The organism is Pseudomonas sp. P4_D7, from assembly GCF_056401755.1.
The window spans coordinates 1-24,162 of sequence record NZ_JBFUIR010000030.1 but is presented as its reverse complement, the minus strand read 5'-3'; the positions used below and the strand labels follow the sequence as shown (position 1 = coordinate 24,162).

Sequence of the window (24,162 nt, the reverse complement as noted above, 5' to 3'; positions counted from 1 at the left end):
TGCGTTCCCACGCAGAGCGTGGGAACGATCATCATGCCGTCGCCGCTGCAACTTCTGGCTCAACCACCGCAACCAACCCCTCCTTCATCCGCTGCGCATCGCGCACAAAACACCGCGCCGCCAGAAACAGAAACACCATGGTCAAAAACAGCGCCACCGGAATCAGGTACATCGCATCATGCAGCCCGACTGCCTTGAACGCTTCGGTCATCTGCTCCGCCCCAGCCGCCAGCATCGCCGTGTGCGCAAAATGATCCGACAAGCCCCCTACCACCACCGGTCCAAGACCGCCGCCCAGCAGATACAACCCGGCGAAGAACAACGCCATCGCCGTCGCTCGCAGGCGCGGTTCGACCACGTCCTGAATCGCCGTATAAACGCAGGTGTAGAAGTTGTAGGCGAACAGCCAGCCGACACTGAACACCGCGACAAACACGCCAATCTCGATCCGCCCGGAATGCAGCGCCCACGCCGTGCACAAGGTCGAGATAATCAGACTGAACGCCGCAAACAGCAGCCGCCCGTTAGCCACACGCTGGTGAATCTTGTCGGCAATCCAGCCGCCCAGGGTCAAGCCGACCAGCCCGGTCACGCCAACGATAACTCCGGTGGCCACCGCCGCTTCCTGCAACGGCATGAGGAAATAGCGTTGCAGCATCGGCACCAGAAACGAGTTACAGGCATACGTGGCAAAGTTGAAGCACAACCCGGCCATCACCAGCCAGAGAAAGGTCGGCACTGCGAGAATCCGCCGGATCGGCTTGTCGACCTTTTCTTGTGAAACCTGCACGGTTTCCGCCGCCCCGCGCTTTGGCTCTTTAATGAAGAACATGAAAATCGCCAGGATCAGCCCTGGTACTGCGGCAATAAAGAACGGCGCACGCCAGCTGTCGAACGCCTTGACCATCGCCCCGATGGTGAAAAACGCCAGCAACAGCCCTAACGGCAAACCGAGCATGAAAATGCCCATCGCCCGCGCCCGACGATGAGCCGGAAACAAATCACCGATCAGCGAGTTGGCCGCCGGCGCATAACTGGCTTCACCGATGCCGATGCCCATGCGCACGATCAGGAAGCTCCAGAAACTGCCGACCAAGCCGTTGACTGCCGTCAGCGCACTCCACGTTGCCAGGCCCCAGCCCATCAGCTTGCTGCGCGAACCGGTATCGGCCATCCGCCCCAGCGGCAGTCCGGCAATCGCGTAAACAATGGTGAATGCGGTTCCGACGATGCCCAGTTGAAAGTCACTGAGGTGCCATTCCATGCGGATCGGCTCGATGATGATCGCCGGAATGGTGCGGTCGAAAAAGTTGAACAGGTTGGCGAGGAACAGCAGGAACAGAATGCGCCAGGCATTCGCCGCTTGGGTCGAGTTCTGCATGGGTCCGTCTCTTTATTGTTATAGGGCTTCACTGCCACCGCATCCGAGCCCGGAACCTGCAATCTAGTCAGCCGCGCAATGGCTGTCTGTGATCATTCGCCTGCCTGATATCGGCCCATGGCACTGTAACGAAACGTAAGCCCTTGATAAGCCTGAAATCCCCCGAAAACCGGGGCTTTTGCGGCAAAACCTTGCCACAAAAAAATAGTTTCCTGCCCCCCTTCCCAAGTCTGCGGCAAAGCCTAGAATGGCCGCCGGATCCGTCCGGATCTCCCGATCAATCCCTTTGATACCCTCGCCCATGTCTGAAGTCAGTCCGTGTCTGAATTGCGGTGCCTGCTGTTCCCATTTTCGCGTGTCTTTCTTTTGGGGTGAGTGCGCATCTTCCGGCGGCACGGTGCCTGATGAGTTGGTCACACAGATCAGCCCGAGTCGGGTGGCGATGAACGGCACCGACTGCAAATCGCCGCGTTGCACGGCGTTGGTCGGTGAAGTCGGCAGCGAGGTGAAGTGCTCGATTTATGAACTGCGCTCCAGCCCCTGCCGCGAATTCGAGTCGTCATGGGAAAATGGCGAGCAGAATGTCGATTGCGATAAGGCCCGCGCGCGTTTCGGCTTGCCGCCCCTGCAACCCGATTGGGCGCAAATCCCTTTCGAACAGATCGCTTAAGCTTTTAGTGYCAATCGCTATGACGCTAATGCCAAAATCATTAGCGCCAATGTGCCACTACCGCTTGCATGCCGAAATCGGCCTCTATACTCCTGACATTCAACTGCGTTCAACGCGCACTCGGGACGACTTCAGAGACGGGGCATGCTATGGAGTGGCTTGGTTTGCAGTTTGTTGCCGAGCTGCCGGAGAGCGGGCAGGTCATCCTCGATTGCAGTCATAACCCTCTCCTGGTGATGGTTGCGTATCTGGTCGCCTGCGCAGCCAGTTTCGCCACCCTGGATATGGCTGAGCGCGTTGTAAATGCCGAAGATCCGGGGTCACGGCGGAGCTGGCGCTGGATCGGTGCGACCTGCCTGGCCGGCGGCATCTGGGCCATGCATTTTATCGGCATGCTGGCTTTCCAGACACCGATCGAGATTCAGTACGACCTTGGTATCACCCTTTTCTCGTTGCTGATCGCCCTGCTCGCCTCTTGGCTGGCCATGCAAACTTTGAGCGAAGCGCAGCCGAGTGCGTTGCATTGCTTGAAAACCGCGTTTGTCATCGGCCTGGGCATCGCCGGCATGCATTACGTTGGCATGGCGGCGATGAAGTCGAGCGCCACCGCCTACTATCAGCCAGGACTGTTCGCGCTGTCTGTGGCGATCGCCATCGGCGCCAGTTTCGCCGCGCTGTGGGTGGCCCGCTATCTGAGCGAAGGCAGCGGCGTGGCGCATCATTTGCTCAAGTACGGCGCTGCGCTGATTCTCGGCGCCGGCATCATCAGCATGCATTTCACCGGCATGGCTGCGCTGGATCTGGTTCTTCCCGAGGGAGGCCTGATAGCGAGCGGCGGCGATAACGGGCATCTGCAACTGGGCCTGACCGTGGCGCTGATCATCCTGCTGATCCTTGGCAGTGCGATCAGTGCGGCGCTGGCCGACAAGAAACTGCAGAACAAAGAAGAGGACCTGCGCCGCGTCAACGCCCTGCTCAGCCAGCTCGATCAGGCGCGCATGTCGCTGCAACAAGCGGCCAACTACGACGCACTGACCAACCTGATCAACCGGCGCGGTTTCAACCAGATCTTCGCCGAGAAACTCAGCCAGAAAACCAGCGAAGGCGGCATGCTCGCGGTGATGTTTCTCGACATCGACCACTTCAAGCGGATCAACGACAGCCTCGGCCATGACGCCGGTGACGAACTGCTCAAAGTCATCGCCCAGCACATCAAAGGCTCGGTGCGCAGCCATGAAGACGTGGTCGCGCGTTTCGGCGGCGACGAGTTCTGCATCCTAATCAATCTGCGTGACCGCGAAGAAGCCCGCAACATGGCCCAGCGCATCATGCTCAAGATGAAGGAGCCGATCGAACTGGCCGGACGCCGCATGGTGATGACCACCAGCATCGGCATCAGTCTGTTTCCGGAGGATGGCAGCACCTGCGAAGAATTGCTCAAACACGCAGATCTGGCGCTGTATCAATCCAAAGGCGCGGGGCGCAACGGCCTGCATTTTTTCAGTTCCAACCTCAAGACCCGCGCCAGCTTCGAGCTGCAACTGGAAGAAGAATTGCGCCACGCCTTGCGCGAAGAAAACGGCCTGACGCTGTATTACCAACCAATCTTCGAACTGAAGACCGGCCGCGTCACCAAGCTTGAAGCACTGATCCGCTGGCAGCATCCACTGCACGGGTTGCTGACCCCGGATCGCTTTATCTCCATCGCTGAAAATAACGGCCTGATTGCCGAGCTGGATAATTGGGTGCTGCGCCGGGCCTGCAAGGATCTGGGCGAACTCTCGCGGCATGGCTGCGAAGAACTGAAAATTGCCTGGAACTGCTCACCGCTCAACCTCGCCCGGGAAGAACTGGCCACGGAAATCGAAAGCGCATTACGCACCGCCGGGGTGGCGCCGGGACGGCTGGAACTGGAAGTCACCGAAAACGCGTTGATGGGCAACATTGCCAACACCCTGGTATTGCTGAGACAGATCCGCGCGCTTGGCGTCTCACTGTCGATCGACGACTTCGGCACCGGTTATTCCTCGCTGGCCTACCTCAAACGCCTGCCGCTCAACACCCTGAAAATCGACCGCTCGTTTATCCTCGACATTCCCACGGCGACCGCCGACATGGAGATCGTCCAGGCGATCATCGTCATGGCCCACACTCTGCACTTGCAGGTGGTGACCGAAGGCGTCGAAAGTCTGGAGCAGTACGAATTCCTTGAACGCTCGGGCTGCGATTTCATCCAGGGTTACCTGCTCAGTCGCCCCGTGCCGCTGGACGAGTTGCGCCCGGTGCTGGAAGAAATCAATCAGCGCAAGCATTCACACACGGTCAATCCGCTGATTCTGGCGCGCGGTACATTTGCACCAGTGTCGCTGGATCCTGCGCCAAATAGCCTTGCGCCCCATGCAGGCGCATCAGTTGTGCGGCCAATCCGCTGATCGGCGTCGCCGAACCCTGTTCGCGGGAGAATTTGACGGCGGTGTCGAGATCCTTGAGCAATGTGCGCACGTGCCATTTGATCGGTTCGAAACGGCTGTCAGCCATTTGCGGGGCGAGGATCTGCAGCGGTTTCGAATCGGCAAAACCGCCGGCCAGCGCTTCAGCGATCAGGCTCGCGTCGACCCCCGCTTGTTCGGCGAGCGCCACCACCTCGGCAATCACCAGCGCGTTGCAGGCGACGATCATCTGATTGCAGGCCTTGGTCACCTGCCCTGCGCCAATTCCGCCCATGTGCGTGACGCGCTGACCGAGATTGAGCAACACCGAGCGCACCCGCTCAAGATCCGCAGCGTTACCACCGACCATGATTGCCAGACTGCCCGCCTCGGCACCGACCACGCCGCCGGACACCGGTGAATCCAGCCAGGCCATGCCGGTTTTCTCCGCCAGTTCTGTGGCCATCTCGCGCGTGGCGGTCGGCTCAAGGCTGGAAAAGTCCACCAGCAACTGGCCGTTTTTCGCGCCTTCGGCGATACCTTCAGCACCAAAAACCACCTGGCGAACCACCGCCGTGTCGGCCAGACACAGCATCACCACGTCGGCGTGTTCGCACAGTTCAGCGGGGCTCGCTACCTGTCGCGCGCCGGCCTCGACCAATGGCCCGCACTTGGCCGGGTTGCGGTTCCACACGGTCAGCGGATAACCCGCCGCCAACAGACGCCGGCACATGGGCAGGCCCATCAGACCGATTCCGGCGAACCCCAACGAAGGTAGCGTTGACATCATTTTGCCTCTTTTCGATTAAAGATCGCCGAATAATGGCCGATTCATCAACGATCAGGAAAGGATTCCCCCCAGCGACAGTCAGGCCAAAAACCTGATGCTCGGGCTCAATTCGCGCACAAAGACGCGAGATCTTATTCCGTGAGGTTCGCAGGCAAAAGCCCGCGAGCCAACCCAGTCCAGGTATATGGCGCACAATGACTTCTAAAAACAATCCCGCCACTGCGGTATCCGATCTGACTTTGAGCCCCGCCGCCAACAGCCCGTCACCGTCGAAGCCATTGCTGCCGTCGCGCCCGCTGTCGACTCAGCAATACCTGTACTTCACCGAAACCAATACCGACCGCATCCTCGACAATCTCGACGGTTTGCGTGATCTGGTGTTCCCGCGCCCGCCGCACCTGGAAGGCGATAACGAACAGCACAACGATCAGGAATTCCCGTCGGTGTGTCTGATCGGCCTCGGTCGCTGCGGCTCCAACATCGCGCTCGATGTCGCGGAGCTGGTGTACAACGCGCGCAAGTTTTACCTCAACGAATTCAACAACGAAGACCGCGCGGCAGATCGGCGTCTGGCCGACAAGGGCTACAGCCCGGCCCAGTGGATCAAGAACAACCTGCGCATCGGCCCGAACAAATCGACCAAACCGGTGTTCCTGGTCGAACCGCTGGTGATGCTCGGCGACCTCGACAAGGACATCGCCGGGCGCATCCGTTTCTCGCGTAAGGGCGAGAAAAGCGGCTTCCTGCGCGACTACAGCAAAATGAAGATCATGGACTTGTCCGAAGTCCACGCCGGTGGCGCCGGTAACGCGCCGATCCTCGGCCAGTACCTGGCGAAGATCATCCTCAACAAGGACACCCAGCGCTTCTCTAGCCCTGACTGGAAAATGATCCATTCGTACCTGATCGACAGCTGCGGCATCAAGGCCAACCAGTCGCGCCTGTATTTCTCGATCTTCAGTGCCGGCGGCGGTACCGGTTCCGGCATGGCCTCGGAATTCGGCCTGGCGCAGCAGCACTCGTACATGAACAAGACGTTCGACACCAAGCCGATGGATGAGCATGACGGCAAGAGCGGGCATTCGTTCGTGTTCGAACCGATCTTCACCAGCGGCATCTGCGTGCTGCCGAACATTTCCGATCACCGCAGCGAAATGTCCGAGGCGCTGCACATCAACGCCGGTCGCCTGCTGTGCAAATACCTTTCGGAAGAATGGGATTTCTCCTACAACTTCGCCAATGAAGACAGCAGCGAAGCCAGCGTCATGGGCCGTATCCGCCCTTGGAACGCGATGATGCTGATCTCCAACGACATCATGCGTTACGCCGAAGAAAGCGATGACGGCAACATCCAGAACATTGATGTCAATGCGATGGAGAAGCACGCCAACCAGTACATCTCGCAGCAGATCTTCAACATTCTGACAGCGCAGGCCGTCACCACGGACTACGACCAGAACTACTTCCGCCGCGCCGGCATCGACATCGGCGAAACCATTCGTCTCGACGCCAACGACCTGTTCATGAGTCTGGCCGGCCCGGTGGCAATTGCCTACGCCGAATCGGTGGTGCCGGAAACCCCGCCGCCGAGCAGCGACAAGTTCAAGGTGTTCGACAAAGAGCCGCAGCGCCTGAACATCGACGACCTGTTCTTCCGCTCGATCGACCTGCCGCACTTCAACAAAGTGACCCAGGCGATTGAAGGCATCAGCCTGTTGCCGATCGAGTCCAAGCGTTATCGCGCTTCGCTGGAGCAGTACAAGAATTCCGGCTACGACGCCGCCGCACTGCACGACCTGCACTTCTTCAAGAACTGCTCGTCGGTGGTCTCGATTGTCTCGTTGCCGAAAGACTACAAGCTGTCGTACATGGACCTGAACCGGTTGAAGACTCACCTCAACAGCCTGTTCCCGAATACCACGCTCAAGCGTTACGCGCTGGTGATCGGCGCCTCGGCCAACCTCTCGCTGACCACGTTGATCGCCAAGAGCCCGTGCCTGTCGGATGACTTCCTGACCTTGATCGTGGCGTTCATCAAGCGCTGCTTCGCGAAGAACCCGTACCGTTTCGACGAGACCCTGGACAACTCGATCCTCGATTTCATCATCAACGAAGAGTTCGACGAAGACCGCATCGACGACCTGCTCAACGAATTCGAGAACCCGGCGAAGATCCTCGACACTAACTGGTACGCGATAAAACCGATGTACGAGAAGAAGTACCGCGAGTTGATCAACGACAAAGAGAAGTTTGTCTCGATCAACGACATTCGTTTCATTTGGAATGCGTTCCCCTGTGGGAGCGAGCTTGCTCGCGAAGGGGTCAGCCGATTCCCTGAAGATTTCGGCCTTTCCAAGATCCAGAAACAATTAAGCAGCCGTTAGGCTGCTTACTAAACTGTTCCCGTTACGTTTACGTCACCGTGAGCCCGCCCGCGCTTGTGGCGTTTCTCTACGGCAAGGTGCCATCACGCTACTCCGCTACACACTTTTCGCTGATGACCGGTCGCACCATCAAGGTGCGGCAGCAGAAGTGCCCGCCCTTTCCTGGATCATAATCCACGGCGAAACCACCACCGCCCACAACGACGGATCACGCTCGAAAAGATCCAGCGCCCGCGTTTCAGAGAGCTTGGCGACCTTGTCTTCGGCCAGCCAGGCAGCCACTTTCTCGCCATCATCCGACGCCACGGCCTCGGCAGCGGCGATCAAATCAAGCAGCGGGTCGACCCACAATAGGGCACCCTTGGCGAAGAACGGCTCCAACTCTTTCCAGGTAATAGATGCGGTTTCACCAAGCAGCTTGGCATAGAGGGTGCTAGGTTCTTGATTCATGGGTGCTGTCCGGAAAAGAAATCGACGCGAATAATAACGTCGGTGGTCCGTCAGCAAAACCCGGTTGCAAATGGCTGCACCGAACGAAAAGAGCAGGAACGCCAGGGAATGCTGCTGATTGGGATATATGCCCACGAACGCCACGCCGCAATTCTGTCTTTTTCATTCAAAAATGCGACACCCCGAAGTTTTGCCCCTCGGCGCCCGCTTCCCAGGCTGACAACCGGCGCTCTACACTGTACCGGTACAGTTGCCGGGGGCATTTCCGGAGGGTATCGCAAAGATATCTGACCCGGTTCTGCTGCTACGGCGCCAGAACTCAAAAAAATTACAACAGTAAGAGTGGAGCACTATGACTAAGGCTACTAAGCAGATTTCCAAACTGTTTGCCGCTATGGTTCTGGCCGGGGTTGCCAGCCATTCGTTCGCAGCTGACACCATCAAAATCGGTATCGCCGGTCCTAAAACCGGTCCTGTAGCCCAGTACGGCGACATGCAGTTCAGTGGCGCGAAAATGGCCATCGAGCAAATCAACGCCAAGGGCGGCGTCGACGGCAAGAAGCTCGAAGCCGTTGAATACGACGATGCCTGCGATCCGAAACAAGCGGTAGCGGTCGCGAACAAGGTCGTCAACGACGGCGTCAAGTTCGTGGTTGGTCACCTGTGCTCCAGCTCCACTCAACCGGCTTCGGACATCTACGAAGACGAAGGCGTGATCATGATCACCCCGGCTGCTACCAGCCCGGACATCACCGCCCGTGGTTACAAAATGATCTTCCGCACCATCGGTCTGGACAGCGCCCAGGGCCCTGCCGCCGGTAACTACATTGCAGATCACGTCAAACCGAAAATCGTTGGCGTGCTGCACGACAAACAGCAGTACGGTGAAGGCATCGCCACCGCCGTGAAATCGACCCTCGAGAAGAAAGGCACCAAGGTTGCCGTGTTCGAAGGCGTCAACGCCGGCGACAAAGACTTCTCGGCGATCATCGCCAAACTCAAACAAGCCAACGTCGACTTCGTTTACTACGGCGGCTACCACCCGGAGCTGGGTCTGATTCTGCGTCAAGCCCAGGAAAAAGGCCTGAAAGCCAAGTTCATGGGTCCGGAAGGCGTGGGTAACGACTCGATCACCCAGATCGCCAAAGACGCGGCCGAAGGCCTGCTGGTGACCCTGCCGAAATCCTTCGACCAGGATCCAGCCAACATTGCCCTGGCCGATGCTTTCAAGGCGAAGAAAGAAGACCCGAGCGGCCCGTTCGTGTTCCCTTCCTATTCGGCGGTTGAAGTGATTGCCGAAGGCATCAAGGCAGCCAAGTCCGAAGACGCGGCGAAAGTGGCTGAAGCCATTCACGCCGGCACCTTCAAGACGCCTACTGGCGACCTGAGTTTCGACGCCAAGGGCGACTTGAAAGACTTCAAATTCGTGGTCTACGAGTGGCACAACGGCAAACCGAAAACCGAAGTGTCGCCTCAGTAAGGCGCTGCCTGACTGACTGCCAATAAAGCCCACGGCGTGCCGTGGGCTTTGTTTTACGAATGTATTGGGCCGCGCTGGCGTGATCCGCCAGTCTCCCCACCTGAAAATCTCAAAACCGTCATCAGCGGTTCGCTGGCAAAACCCGGATTCGAAGTGGATAAAGATCCACGGGGCCGGGCGGGAAAATGACTCCACCAGTGAAATGCGTATCAGGTTTTTAGGAGCGCTGTAATGCCTGACATCTATCACTTCTTCCAACAGCTGGTTAACGGCCTGAACGTTGGCAGCATGTATGCCCTGATCGCCATCGGCTACACGATGGTTTACGGCATCATTGGAATGATCAACTTCGCCCACGGCGAGGTGTACATGATCGGTTCCTACGTGGCGTTCATCGCCATCGCCGGGCTGACCATGATGGGACTCGACAGTGTCCCGCTGTTGATGACCGCAGCGTTTATCGCCAGCATCGTCGTCACCAGTTCCTACGGTTACAGCATCGAACGCATTGCCTACCGCCCGTTGCGCGGCAGCAACCGTCTGATCCCGCTGATTTCCGCGATCGGTATGTCGATCTTCCTGCAGAACACCGTTCTGCTGGCGCAAGACTCCAAGGACAAAGCTATCCCCAACCTGATTCCGGGCAACATTGCCTTCGGCCCAGGTGGCGCACAAGAAGTGCTGATTTCCTACATGCAGATCGTGGTGTTCGTGGTGACCCTGATCGCCATGCTCGGCCTGACCCTGTTCATCTCCCGCTCTCGCCTGGGTCGCGCCTGCCGCGCCTGCGCCGAAGACATCAAGATGGCCAACCTGCTCGGCATCAACACCAACAACATCATTGCCCTGACCTTCGTCATCGGTGCCGCGCTGGCGGCCGTTGCGGCTGTGCTGCTGAGCATGCAGTACGGCGTAATCAACCCGAACGCCGGTTTCCTCGTCGGCCTCAAAGCCTTCACCGCAGCGGTACTGGGCGGTATCGGCAGCATCCCCGGCGCCATGCTCGGCGGGCTGGTGCTTGGGGTGGCGGAAGCCTTTGGTGCCGATATCTTCGGCGACCAGTACAAGGACGTCGTGGCTTTCGGCTTGTTGGTTCTGGTGCTGTTGTTCCGTCCGACCGGCATTCTGGGCCGTCCGGAGGTTGAGAAAGTATGACTAGGAATCTTAAACAGGCGCTGTTCAGCGCTTTGCTGGTGTGGGCCGTGGCCTACCCGGTACTCGGTTTGAAACTGACCATCGTCGGCATCAACCTGGAAGTGCACAACACCAGCCCGGCCGTGCTGGCGACCATCGCCATCTGCTCGGTACTGATGTTCCTGCGCGTGCTGTTCAATCAGCAGATCAGCAAGGCCTGGCGATCCTCGCCGGGCTTGCCGCTGATTCCGGCCAAGGCCAGCAACTTCCTGACCCTGCCGACCACCCAGCGCTATTTCATCATTGCGCTGATTCTGGTGGCGCTGGTGTGGCCGTTCTTCGGCTCGCGTGGCGCGGTGGACATCGCGACGCTGATCCTGATCTACGTGATGCTCGGCCTCGGCCTGAACATCGTCGTCGGTCTGGCCGGTCTGCTTGACCTCGGTTACGTCGGCTTCTACGCCGTCGGCGCCTACAGCTACGCGCTGCTGTCGCACTACTACGGCCTGAGCTTCTGGATCTGCCTGCCGATTGCCGGCCTGATGGCGGCGACGTTCGGTTTCCTGCTGGGCTTCCCGGTGTTGCGTTTGCGCGGTGACTATCTGGCGATCGTAACCCTCGGCTTCGGCGAGATCATCCGTCTGTTCCTGCGTAACCTGACCGACATCACTGGCGGTCCGAACGGCATCAGCAACATCGAGAAACCGACGTTCTTCGGTCTGACCTTCGAACGCAAAGCTGCGGAAGGCATGCAAACCTTCCACGAGTATTTCGGCCTGCAATACAACTCGATCAACAAGGTGATCTTCCTCTACCTCGTTGCCCTGTTGCTGGCGCTGGCGGCGCTGTTCGTCATCAACCGCCTGCTGCGCATGCCGATCGGCCGTGCGTGGGAAGCGCTGCGTGAAGACGAAATCGCTTGCCGTGCGCTGGGGCTGAATCCGACGATCATCAAGCTGTCCGCCTTCACCCTCGGCGCTGCGTTCGCCGGTTTCGCCGGTAGCTTCTTCGCTGCACGTCAGGGTCTGGTGACGCCGGAGTCGTTCACCTTCATCGAGTCGGCGATCATCCTCGCCATCGTCGTGCTGGGTGGCATGGGCTCGCAACTGGGCGTGATTCTCGCGGCCGTGGTGATGATCCTGTTGCCGGAAATGATGCGTGAGTTCAGCGAGTACCGGATGTTGATGTTCGGCGCCCTGATGGTGTTGATGATGATCTGGCGTCCACAAGGTCTGCTGCCGATGCAACGCCCACACATGGAGTTGCGAAAATGAGCCGCGAGATTCTTAAAGTCGAAAACCTGAGCATGCGCTTCGGCGGCTTGCTGGCGGTCAACGGTGTGGCCCTGACCGTCAAAGAGAAACAGGTGGTTGCATTGATCGGGCCGAACGGCGCGGGCAAGACCACTGTGTTCAACTGCCTGACCGGTTTCTATCAGCCCACCGGCGGCAGCATCCTGCTGGACGGCGAGCCGATCCAAGGCCTGCCGGGCCACAAGATCGCCCTCAAAGGCGTGGTGCGCACCTTCCAGAACGTGCGCTTGTTCAAGGACATGACGGCGGTCGAGAACCTGTTGATCGCCCAGCACCGTCACCTGAACACCAACTTCCTGGCCGGTCTGTTCAAGACCCCGGCGTTCCGCAAAAGCGAGCGCGAGGCCATGGAATTTGCCGAGTACTGGCTGGAAAAGGTCAACCTCAAAGAGTTCGCCAACCGTACCGCCGGCACCCTGGCCTACGGTCAGCAACGGCGTCTGGAAATCGCTCGCTGCATGATGACCCGTCCACGGATCCTCATGCTCGACGAACCGGCGGCCGGTCTGAACCCGAAGGAAACCGAAGACCTCAAGGCGCTGATCGGCGTGCTGCGCGAAGAGCACAACGTCACCGTGCTGCTGATCGAACACGACATGAAACTGGTCATGAGCATTTCCGACCACATCGTCGTGATCAACCAAGGCACGCCTCTGGCCGACGGCACACCGGAACAGATCCGCGACAATCCTGAAGTGATCAAAGCCTACCTGGGGGAAGCGTAAATGCTGCAGTTCGAAAACGTTTCCACCTTCTACGGCAAGATCCAGGCCCTGCACAGCGTCAACGTCGAAGTCCGTCAGGGCGAGATCGTGACCCTGATCGGCGCCAACGGTGCCGGCAAGTCCACGCTGCTGATGACGCTCTGCGGTTCGCCGCAAGCGCATAGCGGCAGCATCCGCTACATGGGTGAGGAACTGGTCGGCCAGGACTCGTCGCAGATCATGCGCAAGAGCATCGCCGTGGTGCCGGAAGGTCGTCGGGTATTCGCCCGTCTGACCGTTGAAGAAAACCTGTCCATGGGCGGCTTCTTCACCGACAAGGGCGACTATCAGGAACAAATGGACAAGGTTCTTGGCCTGTTCCCGCGCCTGAAAGAACGCTTCAACCAGCGCGGCGGCACCATGTCCGGCGGCGAACAGCAAATGCTCGCCATCGGCCGCGCGCTGATGAGCAAGCCGAAACTGCTGCTGCTCGACGAGCCGTCGCTGGGCCTGGCACCGATCATCATCCAGCAGATTTTCGACATCATCGAAATGCTGCGCAAGGACGGTGTGACGGTGTTCCTGGTCGAGCAGAACGCCAACCAGGCGCTGAAAATCGCTGACCGCGCCTACGTTCTGGAAAACGGCCGCGTGGTCATGCAAGGCACCGGTGAAGCGCTGCTGACCGACCCGAAAGTACGCGAGGCGTACCTCGGCGGTTGATGTGTTTCAGCCAACAAAAAACGGCCTTCGGGCCGTTTTTTTTGTACTTGGGATTCCCCTGTTGGGAGCGGCCCTCGGCAGCTTCGGGGCAGAGTAGGTTGCCTGTGTGGGAATGATCACACATGATTGTGATCACTCACATAATTGATCACGTCCTGCACCGTTATAAAGTTCTCGGATGCATTGTCCGGGATATCCATATCAAACTCCTCCTCAATCGCCATCACCAACTCAACCTTCTTCAGGTCGTCAATCCCGAGATCGCCGATAAAGCTGCTTTCGTTTTTGATCTCTTTTTCATCGATTCCAAACTGTATGACTATCTTTTTCAAACGCTCTAAATCGTTCATTTCCAACACCTCACTTTTCATTGACTGTTCCTGCCGCGAGGAAATGTCCCGAATCAGGGGGCAACTCTTGAGCCCAGCGTCTGATTCGCAGAAATAACGCCCGTCGCCTGCAGCAAATCACTCACCGCGTGCAAGACACCAAAATCTTCAAGAGTGGCTTTTTTATTCAGAATGCGACGCAGGCAAAAATAGATCTGCAGTTCACCAAATGCAGCGCCGTCATTAACAACCTTTTCATCCAGGATGATATTGGCCTTCTCGTCGATCCTGGCTTGCACGAGCTTTTTCAATTCGGACAAATTCATGGTCTTTCTCCCTGATGTGTACCGCCACAAGCCCAATATACTCAGTCGGAAAACCCTGCCAACTGTCAGAAATGACAGTTTTTAATAACCGTTTACGATAACCATTATTCAATTCCTTGGTTTACCTCTGCTTCCACCGGCGATGTGCGTGTTTTCTTTTGAAAAAGATTTGAGGGTTGCTGTAACGCATCGCAGTGAGCGTTCTCTAGTGGGGTAAGCAAGCACAAACCGCTTGTAAAAACCCTGAACAAGACTGGAGAAACATCATGACTGCTACCACTCGCACCCTGTCCGCCACTGCCCTGGTTCTGGCCCTCGGTTCTGCCCTGAGCATGGCTGCTGTATCGACCGTCCACGCCGCTGACGCCGACATGGAAAAATGCTTCGGCGTGGCCATGAAAGGTCACAACGATTGCGCCGCAGGCGCAGGCACCACTTGTGCCGGCACGTCGAAAATGGACTACCAGGCCAACGCCTGGAAACTGGTTCCGAAAGGCACCTGCGCCACCACCGAGAGCAAGACCTCGCCGACCGGTTTCGGTCAGATGGAAGCGTTCAAAGCCAAGTCCTGATCCGCGAACTGCCTGAGTGACGATCATGCTCACCCTCAATGACCATGCCCAACCCCGCACTCAGGCAGCCCTCACCGGGCTCCCGCCCCGTGCCGGGCTGGGACTCAAGACCGGGCACTTTCGTGAAGTGCTCGGCTCATCACCGGACATCGGCTTCTTCGAAGTCCACGCTGAAAACTACATGGTGGCCGGCGGTCCGTTTCATCATTTTCTCGGTTTGATCCGCGAGCAGTATCCGCTGTCGCTGCACGGTGTCGGCTTGTCCATCGGTGCTGAAGGGCCGCTGGATAAACAGCACCTCAAGCGCCTCGCCGAACTGATTCGGCGCTATCAACCGCAATCCTTTTCCGAACATCTGGCCTGGTCGAGCCACGGCCCGGTGTTTCTCAATGATCTGCTGCCACTGGCCTATGACACGCCGACGCTGAACCGCGTCTGCGAGCATATCGATCAGGTGCAGAACACCCTGCAACGACCCATGCTGCTGGAGAATCCGGCAACCTATCTGGCGTTCGAGCGCTCGACGATCGATGAGGCAGACTTCATCGCAGAGGTCATCCGCCGCAGTGGCTGTGGCCTGTTGCTCGACGTCAACAATGTCTACGTTTCCTGCGTGAACCATCAGCGTGATCCGTTGGCGTATCTCGATACCCTGCCCCTGCACAGGGTTGGCGAGATTCATCTGGCCGGGTTTGCCGAAGATAGCGACAGCCTCGGCGATCGTTTGCTGATCGATGATCACGGCGCGCCGATCGATCAAGCCGTCTGGAATTTGTACCGGCAAGTACTGCAGCGCACCGGCCCGGTGGCGACTCTGATCGAGCGCGACAATCAAGTGCCGGCGTTCGCAGTGCTGCTGGTCGAGGCGCAACAGGCTGATGCGCTTTTGCGCGATGCCGGAGGCCGCACATGAGCACTCAACGCGCTTTCGCGGCTGCGCTCATCGACACGCGGCTGCCCTGCCCCGAAGGTCTGTGCAGTGCCAACGGCGCTGATCCGGCGAGCCGTTTCGCGGTGTATCGCAACAACGTGCAGGGCTCGCTGAGCAATGCGTTGGGCGACAGCTATCCGGTGGTTGCGCAATTGGTGGGCGAAGAATTCTTCCGCGCCATGGCGGCCGTTTTCGTACAACAGCAACCGCCGCAAAGTCGGTTGATGAGCCGCTACGGCGAACAATTGGCGGACTTCATTGCAGCGTTTGAACCGGCCGGCAGCGTGCCTTATCTGGCCGACGTGGCGCGCCTTGAGCACCTGCGCACCCTCGCCTATCACGCCGCCGACGCCCTGCCCGTCCGGCCAGAAGAAATCACGGCAGCACTGACTGATGCGCAAACGCTGAGTGAGCTGCGCCTCGACCTTCATCCCTCCCTGCACCTGCTCGACTCAACCTATGCCGTGGTGGCGATCTGGGGCGCACATCAACACGACGCGACACTGGAGGGCATCGACATCAACCAAAGGCAACACGCGCTGGTATTGCGCAATGGCCTGGACGTCGAAGTGTTTGCCGTTGACCCCGGCGCCAGTACGTTTATCCGCAACCTGATCGATGGCCAGCCACTGCTGAAAGCGGCGGAAAACAGCCCTGAGTTCGACCTCGCGCAAACCCTTGGCTTGCTGATCGCGCACAACGCCATTACCCACTTGAATAACAAGGAACTGCCATGAAAACGCTCATCACCCGCGCCATCGCGCTGCTGGAAAAAATCCCCCACAGCCTGATCGCGTTCATTGCGCGTTTCTCGATTGCCGCGGTGTTCTGGAAATCAGGACAGACCAAGGTTGAAGGTTTGGCCATTGATTTGATTGACGGCACTTTTCAACTCGGCTGGCCACGTCTGGCCGACTCGACGATTCCGTTGTTCAAGAGCGAATACCACGTGCCGTTATTGTCGCCAGAGATTGCCGCGCACATGGCCGCGTTCGCCGAGCACTTTTTTCCGCTGCTGATTCTGATCGGCTTCGCTACGCGTTTTTCGGCGTTGGCCCTGTTGGGGATGACCCTGACCATTCAACTGTTTGTGTATCCCGATGCCTATCCGACCCACGGCACCTGGGCGGCGGTGTTGCTGTACCTGATGGCGACGGGGCCAGGCAAGTTGTCGATTGATCATCTGATCGCCCGCCATTTCGCAAAATAAACAAAATCCTTGTGGGAGCGAGCCTGCTCGCGAATGCGTTAGTTCAGTCAACACATGAAGTGTCTGTGAAACCGCTTTCGCGAGCAGGCTCGCTCCCACAGGAGAATGAAGTCAGCGCTGAAGGCGATCCAGCGCCTCACCGCTGCGTTTGAACCAGCCGATCAGATAGTCAGCGAGTACTTGCGTGCGCTTCGGCAGTCCGCCCTGATACGGATGCACCAGGTACATCGGCATGCGCCGGGTCTGAAAATCGCGCAGGAGCCAGCGCAATCGACCGTCAGCCAATTCCGCTTGCAACAGGTAGGAAGGCAATCGCGCGATGCCGGCGCCACTGAGCGCGGCTTTCTTCAGCAAGTTGTAATGGTTGCTGGCGAACGGTCCTGACACCCGCACCCGCAGCAATTCATGCTGCTGGTGATAAAGCCATTCCTCACGCCCGCTGTAGTGGCTGTTGAGTAAGCACCGATGCTCGGCCAGTGCCTGCGGCGTCAACGGTTCACCGAAGCGTTCGAGGTAAGCCGGGCTCGCGCAGGTCATTTCCTGCCATGCCAGTAACGGTTTGGCGACCAGTCGCTCGTCGTTGGCCACTTCGCTGCGGATCGCCAGATCAAAGCCGTCCCGAGACAAATCGCGGTAGCTGTTATTCAACTCCAGCTCGATCTGCACCTCGGGGTATGTGTGCGAGAACTCCAACAACAGACCATCGAAGAAGGTTTCGCCCAGCGACACCGGCACCGTCATGCGCACCGGTCCGGCCATATCGTCCTTCAACCGCGCCAAGGCCTGACGCGCCCTTTCCACCTGGACGACCAACGCCTGGGCCTGCGGCAACAATGCTGCGCCGGCGGCGGTCAGGCTCAAGCGCCGGGTAGTGCGTTGCAGCAGCACCACGGAAAACTGTGCTTCGAGCTGACTGATGCGTTTGGACAACTGACCCTTGCTGCAGCCCAACTGCTGCGCCGCCAGGGTAAAACTGCCCGCTTCGATCAACACTGCGAACGCCGCCAGATCATCCATTTCGCTCATGGATTGTTTCCATTTGAAAACCAAAGGTTGCCTATTAGCGCGCTTATCCACAGAAAAAACCACTCTAGACTGAAACCTCGTTCAATCACTTGAGGTACGGCACGATGAAGATTCTGTTGATAGGCGCTGGCGGCACCATTGGTTCGGCGGTGGACAAAGAACTGTCGCAACGCCACGAAGTCATCCGCATTGGCCGCACCAGCGGTGACTTGCAGGTGGATATCAGCGACAGCGCATCGATCCGCAAACTGTTCGAAAAAACTGGCAGGTTCGATGCCCTGGTGTGCGCCGCCGGCAACGTGACCTTCGCCCCACTGGGCGAGATGACTGAAGACAGCTTCGCCCTCGGGCTTAAAGACAAACTGATGGGCCAAGTCAATCTGCTGCTGATCGGTCGCGAATTCGCCAATGACGGCGGCTCCTTCACTTTTACCACCGGCGTGCTCAGCCATGATCCGATCCGCACCAGCGCCTCGGCAGCGCTGGTCAACGGCGCCCTCGACAGCTTCGTCCGCGCCGCCGCCATCGAACTGCCACGCGGCCTGCGAGTGAACTCGATCAGCCCGACCGTACTGCTGGAAGCCATGGGTAGCTACGCCCCGTATTTCCGTGGTTACAAGCCGGTTCCTGCGGCGGATGTGGCGCTGGCCTACGCGAAGAGTGTGGAAGGCCTGCAGACAGGTCAGACATTTCACGTGGGCTGAGCTTCATTTACTCGATCAAAGTCGGTAACAGGCTTTTGGCAACAGGCCGCGGCATCACGATCCTGAGCAGCCCACCAAGCTCCGAATGCACTGTAGTTGTTGAAATGTGCTGGCCATTGATCGACAGGTTCAATGGCTGGCCCAGCGCCTCACGACTGATTGCCTTGGCCCGGGCGGTCGCTTCGGGAGTCAGGGTAACGGAAAGCTGAGCAAAGTCCGGATGGGCGCCCTGATCATCCTTGAGCAGAATTTCCATCCTTGCGAAATCAGCCGCTGAGGAAAAATCAAGATCGGCAGCCTGGCTGGTGCCAGCGCATGACGTCACCAATAGCAGTATCGCGACCTTCCATTGCATTGAGCGCACCTCGATCCATCAAACCAGACAAGAGCAAGACTATGCGGCGACCCCATGCCCAACTCAATAGTGGCCAGACAAACCTTGTGATCGGCAGTCAGCCTCAGTAACGTGGCGGCACTTGTCTGGAGAGCCGAAGATGCGTGTTGCCCGTTCGTTAGTCGTTATTGCCCTGCTGCCATTGTTTGCCGCTTGCCAGTTGCTCGATGGCCAGCGAGAAAGYGCCTCGCACGTCGGGCAGACGCGGATGCAGGGGCAACTGACCGCTGCCGACGGCAAACTGGTGTTCCAGCCGTGCCAGGAGCAGCGTCAACTGGTGGTCAATGACATTGGTGGCACCAGCATTCTGCAAGAAGCGGCAACGCTGGCTGATGAGCAAGGCAAACTGTTTGCCGATGTTCGCGGCAAAGTTGCCGGCGATCGACTCGACCTGACTCAGCTGTACCGCGTCGAGCGCTCCGGCACCGCGTGCGATGATCCCAACTTCAAACAACTGATCCTGCGCGCGGCCGGCCATGGCCCGGAATGGAACGTCAAAGTCAGCGGCAAAGGCATGGTCATCGACCGCGCAGGCCAGCCGCCACTCGCGGTGCCCTATGTTGAAGAACAACTGGGCGACGGCCGCTTCAATCTGAGCAGCGAAGCCAATAACCAGCGCATCGAGTTGTGGGTCGCGCCGCAGCGCTGCGTCGACAGCAGCACCGGCAGCGTGCAGCACATGAGCGCCGAACTGCGCATCGACGGCCAGGTGCAGCGCGGTTGCGGGTATTTCGGCGGATCGCGCAACGACTGAGCGTTTTAGCCTCACCGGATCCGGCCTTTGCGGCTTATAATCGCGGCCTTCAAACGCCCTGGCGCAGTTGTGCGCCCCGCGAACCCGGATCCTCGCCATGTTACGAATCACTGAACTCAAGCTGCCAATCGACCATCCCGAAGAAGACCTGCGCGTTGCCATCGTGCAACGTCTGGGCATCGCCAGCGATGATCTGCTCGATTTCACCTTGTTCAAGCGCAGCTACGATGCGCGCAAAAAGTCCTCCGAACTGTGCTTCATCTACACCATCGACCTCGAAGTGCGCGACGAGGCCAAAGTGTTGGGCAAGTTCGCCGACGACCGTAACGTCAACGTGGCGCCGGATGTCAGCTACAAATTCGTCGGCGAAGCGCCAAGCGACCTGAGCCAGCGCCCGATCGTCGTCGGGTTCGGTCCGTGCGGGATCTTCGCCGGCCTGCTGCTGGCACAGATGGGCTTCAAGCCGATCATTCTCGAACGCGGCACCGAAGTCCGTCAGCGTACCAAGGACACTTGGGGCCTGTGGCGTAAAAGCGTGCTCAACCCCGAGTCCAACGTGCAGTTCGGCGAAGGCGGCGCGGGCACGTTCTCCGACGGCAAGCTGTACAGCCAGATCAAGGACCCGAAATTCCTTGGCCGCAAAGTCCTGCACGAATTCGTCAAGGCCGGCGCGCCGGAAGAAATCCTCTACGTCAGCAAACCGCACATCGGTACGTTCCGTCTGACCGGCATGGTTGAAAACATGCGCGAACAGATCCGCGAACTCGGCGGCGAAGTGCGTTTCCAGGAGCGCGTCAGCGACGTGCTGATCGAAGACGGCCAACTGGTCGGCGTGCAACTGGCCAGCGGCGAAACCCTGCATTCGAAACACGTGGTTCTGGCCCTCGGCCACAGTGCCCGCGACACCTTCCGCATGCTCCACAGCCGTGGTGTGTTCATGGAAGCCAAGCCGTTTTCGGTGGGTTTCCGTATCGAACATCCGCAATCGCTGATCGACCGTGCACGTCTGGGCAAATACGCCGGCCACCCGAAACTGGGGGCCGCCGACTACAAACTGGTGCACCACGCCAAGAACGGTCGTTCGGTCTACAGCTTCTGCATGTGCCCGGGCGGCACCGTGGTCGCGGCGACTTCCGAGCCGAACCGCGTGGTCACCAACGGCATGAGCCAGTATTCGCGTAACGAGCGCAACGCCAACTCCGGCATCGTTGTCGGCATCACCCCGGAAGTCGATTACCCGGGTGGCCCGCTGGCCGGGATCGAGTTGCAGGAACGTCTGGAATCACACGCCTTTATTCTCGGCGGCAGCGATTACAAAGCCCCGGCGCAACTGGTTGGCGACTTCATCAACGACATTCCTTCGACCGAACTGGGCGAAGTCGAGCCGTCGTACAAACCGGGCGTGGCGCTGGGTGACCTGGCCTTGGCATTGCCGGATTTTGCCATTGAGGCGATCCGCGAAGCGTTGCCGGCGTTCGAGAAGCAGATTCGCGGTTACTCGCTGCACGATGCGGTGTTGACCGGGATCGAGACGCGCACCTCTTCGCCGCTGCGAATTACCCGTAACGAAACGCTGCAAAGCATGAACGTGAAGGGCTTGTTCCCGGCGGGCGAAGGCGCGGGTTATGCGGGCGGGATTCTGTCGGCAGGTGTTGACGGGATTCGCATTGCTGAAGCCGTGGCACGGGACATCCTCGGCCTTGAAGCCTGATCAGCATTAGCTGACTCAACACAAAACCCTGTGGGAGCGAGCCTGCTCGCGAAAGCGCTATTTCAGTCAATGATGATGTTGAATGAGATGACGCCTTCGCGAGCAGGCTCGCTCCCACATTTGGTTTCTGTGTTTCTTTAGATATTGGCGCGCTGTACTGAAGTCGGCAGCGCCTCACCCCGCTCGGCACTCGCCGCCACTGCGTCGATCAACCCAGCCAGTTCATACCCCTGCGCCTTCAGCCAATCCTGATCGTAATAGGTGTCGGCATACCGCTCGCCGCCATCGCACAGAATCGCCACGATCGACCCCGACTCCCCCGCCGCTTTCATCTGCTGCGCCGCCATCAACGCACCGATCAGATTGGTCCCGCTCGACCCGCCAACATGCCGTCCCAGACGCTGCGCCAGATAGTGCATGGCCGCCAGCGACAAGGCATCCGGCACTTTGACCATTGCATCGATCACCTTCGGCAGGAACGACGCCTCAACGCGCGGCCGGCCAATGCCTTCAATGCGCGAACCGCAGTCCAGGCGCAAACTCGCATCGCCCGTTTGGTAGTAATCGAAGAACACCGAACGCTCGGCATCGGCGCACAACACGCGAGTGCAATGCTGGCGATAGCGCACGTAACGCCCCAGGGTCGCGGTGGTGCCGCCGGTGCCGGGGCTGGAAATCAGCCAGCTCGGTTCCGGGTGCTTCTCGTAGCGCATCTGCTGGAAGATCGATTCGGCAATGTTGTTGTTCGCGCGCCAGTCAGTGGCACGTTCGGCGTAGGTGAACTGGTCGATGAAGTGGCCGCCATGTTCGCGGGCCAGGCGCTCGGATTCGGCGTAGATCTGCGTCGGATCTTTCACCAGATGGCTCTGGCCACCGTAGAAAGCGATCTGCGCAATCTTCTCTTTGGAGGTGGTCGCCGGCATCACTGCGATGAATGGCAATCCGAGCATCCGCGCGAAATACGCTTCGGAAATCGCCGTCGAACCGCTGGACGCCTCGATCACCGGCGCGCCAGGTTTCAGCCAGCCGTTACACAATGCATAGAGAAACAGCGAACGAGCCAGCCGATGCTTGAGGCTGCCGGTCGGATGGCTCGACTCATCCTTGAAGTACAACTCGATGCCTGCAAAACCCGGCAGCGGCAAAGGGATCAGGTGGGTGTCGGCGCTGCGCTGAAAATCCGCCTCGATGATGCGGATGGCTTCGCGGGCCCACTGTCGGTTGTCGCTCATGGTGATGGTTCTCGTTGAATCGGCAGGAGATGAAGCTGTTAGAAAGGCTGACTCATCAGCTTAGGAAAAATCCTATAGTGCGCACAGATACAGCTGAGTCTCAATATGTCAGGCAACTGCTAGGCTCAGCATGGCTTGAGCCAGACACCTTGTAACGACATATAACAAAAAAGAATATAACTTTTGTTTTAACAACTAACAGTACGGGTTAGGGTGTCCCACCTTTTGACTTTATCGATGGAGAGCGACCTTGCCTCTGCGTAGCACTTTCACGCGTTTCTTTCAGTTGGAAGCTGCCAGCGGTCTGTTATTGATCGCCGCGGCCATCCTGGCCCTGATTATCAACAACTCGCCGCTGTCGTGGCTGTACACCGGCCTGCTCGACACCCCGGTGGTGGCGCAGATCGGTGCGTTGAAAATCGCTAAACCCCTGCTGCTGTGGATCAATGACGGTCTGATGGCGATGTTCTTCCTGCTCATCGGCCTGGAAGTGAAGCGCGAAGTCCTCGATGGTCAGCTATCGAAACCGTCGCAGATCGTCCTGCCCGGCGCCGCAGCGATCGGTGGCATGCTGGTGCCAGCGCTGATCTACTGGTTCCTCAATCGCGACAACCCGGCAGCCCTCGACGGCTGGGCGATCCCGACCGCGACCGACATCGCCTTCGCCCTCGGCGTGCTGGCCCTGCTCGGCAAGCGCGTACCGGTGTCGCTGAAACTGTTCCTGATGACCCTGGCGATCATCGATGACCTCGGCGCCATCGTGATCATCGCGATCTTCTACTCAGGCGAACTGTCGACCCTGTCGCTGGGTCTTGCAGCAGCGTGCATCGCGGCGCTGGTGGCGATGAACCGGCTCGGGGTGGTCAAGCTTGGGCCGTACATGATCATCGGCTTGATCCTCTGGGTCTGTGTACTCAAAAGCGGTGTGCACGCCACGCTGGCGGGTGTGACGTTGGCCTTCTGCATTCCATTGCGCACGAAAAACGCCGAGCCGTCGCCGTTGCTGACCCTCGAACATGCGCTGCACCCATGGGTGGCCTACGGCATCCTGCCGCTGTTCGCCTTCGCCAACGCCGGCCTTTCACTGAGCGGTGTAACCGTCGAAAGCTTCACTCACCACGTGCCCATGGGCATTGCGGTAGGCCTGCTGCTGGGCAAGACCGTCGGTGTATTCGGCCTGACATGGCTGGCCGTGAAGATTGGCATCGCCACCCTGCCCCAAGGCGCCAACTGGGGTCAGGTGCTGGGCGTGGCGATCCTGTGCGGCATCGGCTTCACCATGAGCCTGTTTGTCGGTTCACTGGCGTTTGAGCCGGGTGTGAGTGATTACGCCGGGATGGACCGGATGGGAATTTTGACCGGGTCGATTCTGGCGGCGTTGATTGGTTATGCGGTGACGGCGGCGGCGAGTCGCAAGAACTCCCAAGCGATATAACCTCTTTGGCGAGGGAGCAAGCTCCCTCGCCACAAGTTTCCTGCGTTCCTGTTACACAGCGAACAATCCCACGTCTTTAG

At 58.8% G+C, this 24,162-nt stretch carries 24 protein-coding genes; 16 read left to right on the top strand and 8 right to left on the bottom strand.

Annotated elements, in window-relative coordinates:
* Window positions 1–31 precede the first annotated feature (31 nt).
* Window positions 32–1,381 (bottom strand): spinster family MFS transporter, encoded by a 1,350-nt coding sequence (locus AC1DVF_RS18860; protein WP_194933818.1) that lies wholly within the window; start codon window positions 1,379–1,381, stop codon window positions 32–34.
* A 301-nt stretch (window positions 1,382–1,682) separates the two neighbouring features.
* Here AC1DVF_RS18860 and AC1DVF_RS18855 point away from each other — a divergent pair, with 301 nt between their 5' ends.
* Both AC1DVF_RS18855 and AC1DVF_RS18850 read left to right on the top strand, forming a co-directional pair.
* Window positions 1,683–2,051 (top strand): YkgJ family cysteine cluster protein, encoded by a 369-nt coding sequence (locus AC1DVF_RS18855; RefSeq protein WP_034155003.1) that lies wholly within the window; start codon window positions 1,683–1,685, stop codon window positions 2,049–2,051.
* 149 nt (window positions 2,052–2,200) lie between these two features.
* Window positions 2,201–4,483: a putative bifunctional diguanylate cyclase/phosphodiesterase gene (locus AC1DVF_RS18850; protein WP_477782963.1), complete on the top strand. Its 2,283-nt coding sequence runs from the start codon at window positions 2,201–2,203 to the stop codon at window positions 4,481–4,483.
* Here the strand turns inward: AC1DVF_RS18850 and AC1DVF_RS18845 are convergent.
* Window positions 4,374–5,270, bottom strand: coding sequence for an NAD(P)-dependent oxidoreductase (locus tag AC1DVF_RS18845; protein WP_460090063.1), 897 nt, complete (start codon window positions 5,268–5,270; stop codon window positions 4,374–4,376). The two genes, AC1DVF_RS18850 and AC1DVF_RS18845, sit on opposite strands and share 110 nt — an antisense overlap.
* Before the next feature lie 194 nt (window positions 5,271–5,464).
* Here AC1DVF_RS18845 and AC1DVF_RS18840 point away from each other — a divergent pair, with 194 nt between their 5' ends.
* The gene (locus AC1DVF_RS18840) at window positions 5,465–7,654 is read left to right on the top strand and encodes a hypothetical protein (protein ID WP_477782962.1); all 2,190 of its coding nucleotides are present in this window, start codon (window positions 5,465–5,467) and stop codon (window positions 7,652–7,654) included.
* Between the two features lie 129 nt (window positions 7,655–7,783).
* Here AC1DVF_RS18840 and AC1DVF_RS18835 read toward each other — a convergent pair whose 3' ends face one another.
* Window positions 7,784–8,104 carry a DUF2288 domain-containing protein gene (locus AC1DVF_RS18835; protein ID WP_257357255.1) on the bottom strand — a complete coding sequence of 107 codons (321 nt, stop codon included), beginning with the start codon at window positions 8,102–8,104 and terminating at the stop codon, window positions 7,784–7,786.
* Window positions 8,105–8,456: 352 nt separating this feature from the next.
* On the opposite strand from AC1DVF_RS18835, the gene AC1DVF_RS18830 reads away from it, so the two are divergent.
* From AC1DVF_RS18830 to AC1DVF_RS18810, 5 genes are all read left to right on the top strand, one after another.
* Window positions 8,457–9,584, top strand: coding sequence for a branched-chain amino acid ABC transporter substrate-binding protein (locus AC1DVF_RS18830; protein WP_093438696.1), 1,128 nt, complete (start codon window positions 8,457–8,459; stop codon window positions 9,582–9,584).
* Between the two features lie 231 nt (window positions 9,585–9,815).
* A complete protein-coding gene (gene livH, locus AC1DVF_RS18825) occupies window positions 9,816–10,739 on the top strand; it encodes a high-affinity branched-chain amino acid ABC transporter permease LivH (RefSeq protein WP_007918526.1) in 924 nt (307 codons plus the stop codon).
* The gene (locus AC1DVF_RS18820) at window positions 10,736–11,992 is read left to right on the top strand and encodes a high-affinity branched-chain amino acid ABC transporter permease LivM (protein WP_093438700.1); all 1,257 of its coding nucleotides are present in this window, start codon (window positions 10,736–10,738) and stop codon (window positions 11,990–11,992) included. The genes livH and AC1DVF_RS18820 overlap by 4 nt, the downstream gene beginning before the upstream one ends.
* Window positions 11,989–12,756, top strand: a complete 768-nt coding sequence (gene livG, locus AC1DVF_RS18815) for a high-affinity branched-chain amino acid ABC transporter ATP-binding protein LivG (protein WP_041478028.1) — start codon at window positions 11,989–11,991, stop codon at window positions 12,754–12,756. Before AC1DVF_RS18820 ends, livG begins: the two co-directional genes overlap by 4 nt.
* Window positions 12,757–13,458 carry an ABC transporter ATP-binding protein gene (locus AC1DVF_RS18810; protein WP_008082262.1) on the top strand — a complete coding sequence of 234 codons (702 nt, stop codon included), beginning with the start codon at window positions 12,757–12,759 and terminating at the stop codon, window positions 13,456–13,458.
* Between the two features lie 116 nt (window positions 13,459–13,574).
* Here the strand turns inward: AC1DVF_RS18810 and acpP are convergent, their stop codons facing one another.
* Window positions 13,575–13,829 (bottom strand): acyl carrier protein, encoded by a 255-nt coding sequence (gene acpP / locus AC1DVF_RS18805; protein WP_414926572.1) that lies wholly within the window; start codon window positions 13,827–13,829, stop codon window positions 13,575–13,577.
* 32 nt (window positions 13,830–13,861) lie between these two features.
* Window positions 13,862–14,113, bottom strand: a complete 252-nt coding sequence (locus AC1DVF_RS18800; RefSeq protein WP_093438705.1) for a hypothetical protein — start codon at window positions 14,111–14,113, stop codon at window positions 13,862–13,864.
* A 266-nt stretch (window positions 14,114–14,379) separates the two neighbouring features.
* Between AC1DVF_RS18800 and AC1DVF_RS18795 the strand changes: the two genes are divergently transcribed.
* Genes AC1DVF_RS18795 through AC1DVF_RS18780 form a run of 4 tightly spaced genes read left to right on the top strand, consistent with a single transcriptional unit; the run spans window position 14,380 to window position 16,826 of the window.
* Window positions 14,380–14,685, top strand: coding sequence for a BufA1 family periplasmic bufferin-type metallophore (locus AC1DVF_RS18795; protein ID WP_007918537.1), 306 nt, complete (start codon window positions 14,380–14,382; stop codon window positions 14,683–14,685).
* Window positions 14,686–14,710: 25 nt separating this feature from the next.
* Complete coding sequence (gene bufB, locus AC1DVF_RS18790; protein WP_477782961.1) at window positions 14,711–15,598, top strand: MNIO family bufferin maturase; 888 nt, start codon at window positions 14,711–14,713, stop codon at window positions 15,596–15,598.
* The gene (locus AC1DVF_RS18785) at window positions 15,595–16,353 is read left to right on the top strand and encodes an HvfC/BufC N-terminal domain-containing protein (RefSeq protein ID WP_095049141.1); all 759 of its coding nucleotides are present in this window, start codon (window positions 15,595–15,597) and stop codon (window positions 16,351–16,353) included. The genes bufB and AC1DVF_RS18785 overlap by 4 nt, the downstream gene beginning before the upstream one ends.
* Window positions 16,350–16,826: a DoxX family protein gene (locus tag AC1DVF_RS18780; RefSeq protein ID WP_099758192.1), complete on the top strand. Its 477-nt coding sequence runs from the start codon at window positions 16,350–16,352 to the stop codon at window positions 16,824–16,826. The genes AC1DVF_RS18785 and AC1DVF_RS18780 overlap by 4 nt, the downstream gene beginning before the upstream one ends.
* Before the next feature lie 111 nt (window positions 16,827–16,937).
* On the opposite strand, the gene AC1DVF_RS18775 is transcribed toward AC1DVF_RS18780, so the two are convergent.
* Entirely contained in the window at window positions 16,938–17,852 is a 915-nt protein-coding gene (locus AC1DVF_RS18775) for a LysR family transcriptional regulator (protein ID WP_414926573.1), read from the bottom strand.
* 104 nt (window positions 17,853–17,956) lie between these two features.
* Here AC1DVF_RS18775 and AC1DVF_RS18770 point away from each other — a divergent pair, with 104 nt between their 5' ends.
* Window positions 17,957–18,556 carry a short chain dehydrogenase gene (locus AC1DVF_RS18770; protein WP_414926574.1) on the top strand — a complete coding sequence of 200 codons (600 nt, stop codon included), beginning with the start codon at window positions 17,957–17,959 and terminating at the stop codon, window positions 18,554–18,556.
* 7 nt (window positions 18,557–18,563) lie between these two features.
* Here AC1DVF_RS18770 and AC1DVF_RS18765 read toward each other — a convergent pair whose 3' ends face one another.
* Window positions 18,564–18,911, bottom strand: coding sequence for a hypothetical protein (locus tag AC1DVF_RS18765; RefSeq protein WP_099758188.1), 348 nt, complete (start codon window positions 18,909–18,911; stop codon window positions 18,564–18,566).
* 139 nt (window positions 18,912–19,050) lie between these two features.
* Here AC1DVF_RS18765 and AC1DVF_RS18760 point away from each other — a divergent pair, with 139 nt between their 5' ends.
* Window positions 19,051–19,704: a COG3650 family protein gene (locus AC1DVF_RS18760; RefSeq protein WP_099758187.1), complete on the top strand. Its 654-nt coding sequence runs from the start codon at window positions 19,051–19,053 to the stop codon at window positions 19,702–19,704.
* 97 nt (window positions 19,705–19,801) lie between these two features.
* Window positions 19,802–21,415: an NAD(P)/FAD-dependent oxidoreductase gene (locus AC1DVF_RS18755; protein WP_116254520.1), complete on the top strand. Its 1,614-nt coding sequence runs from the start codon at window positions 19,802–19,804 to the stop codon at window positions 21,413–21,415.
* 137 nt (window positions 21,416–21,552) lie between these two features.
* Here the strand turns inward: AC1DVF_RS18755 and AC1DVF_RS18750 are convergent, their stop codons facing one another.
* Window positions 21,553–22,647, bottom strand: coding sequence for a PLP-dependent cysteine synthase family protein (locus AC1DVF_RS18750; protein ID WP_095049135.1), 1,095 nt, complete (start codon window positions 22,645–22,647; stop codon window positions 21,553–21,555).
* Window positions 22,648–22,897: 250 nt separating this feature from the next.
* Between AC1DVF_RS18750 and nhaA the strand changes: the two genes are divergently transcribed.
* Window positions 22,898–24,082, top strand: a complete 1,185-nt coding sequence (nhaA, locus tag AC1DVF_RS18745) for a Na+/H+ antiporter NhaA (protein WP_116254522.1) — start codon at window positions 22,898–22,900, stop codon at window positions 24,080–24,082.
* Window positions 24,083–24,162 lie beyond the last annotated feature (80 nt).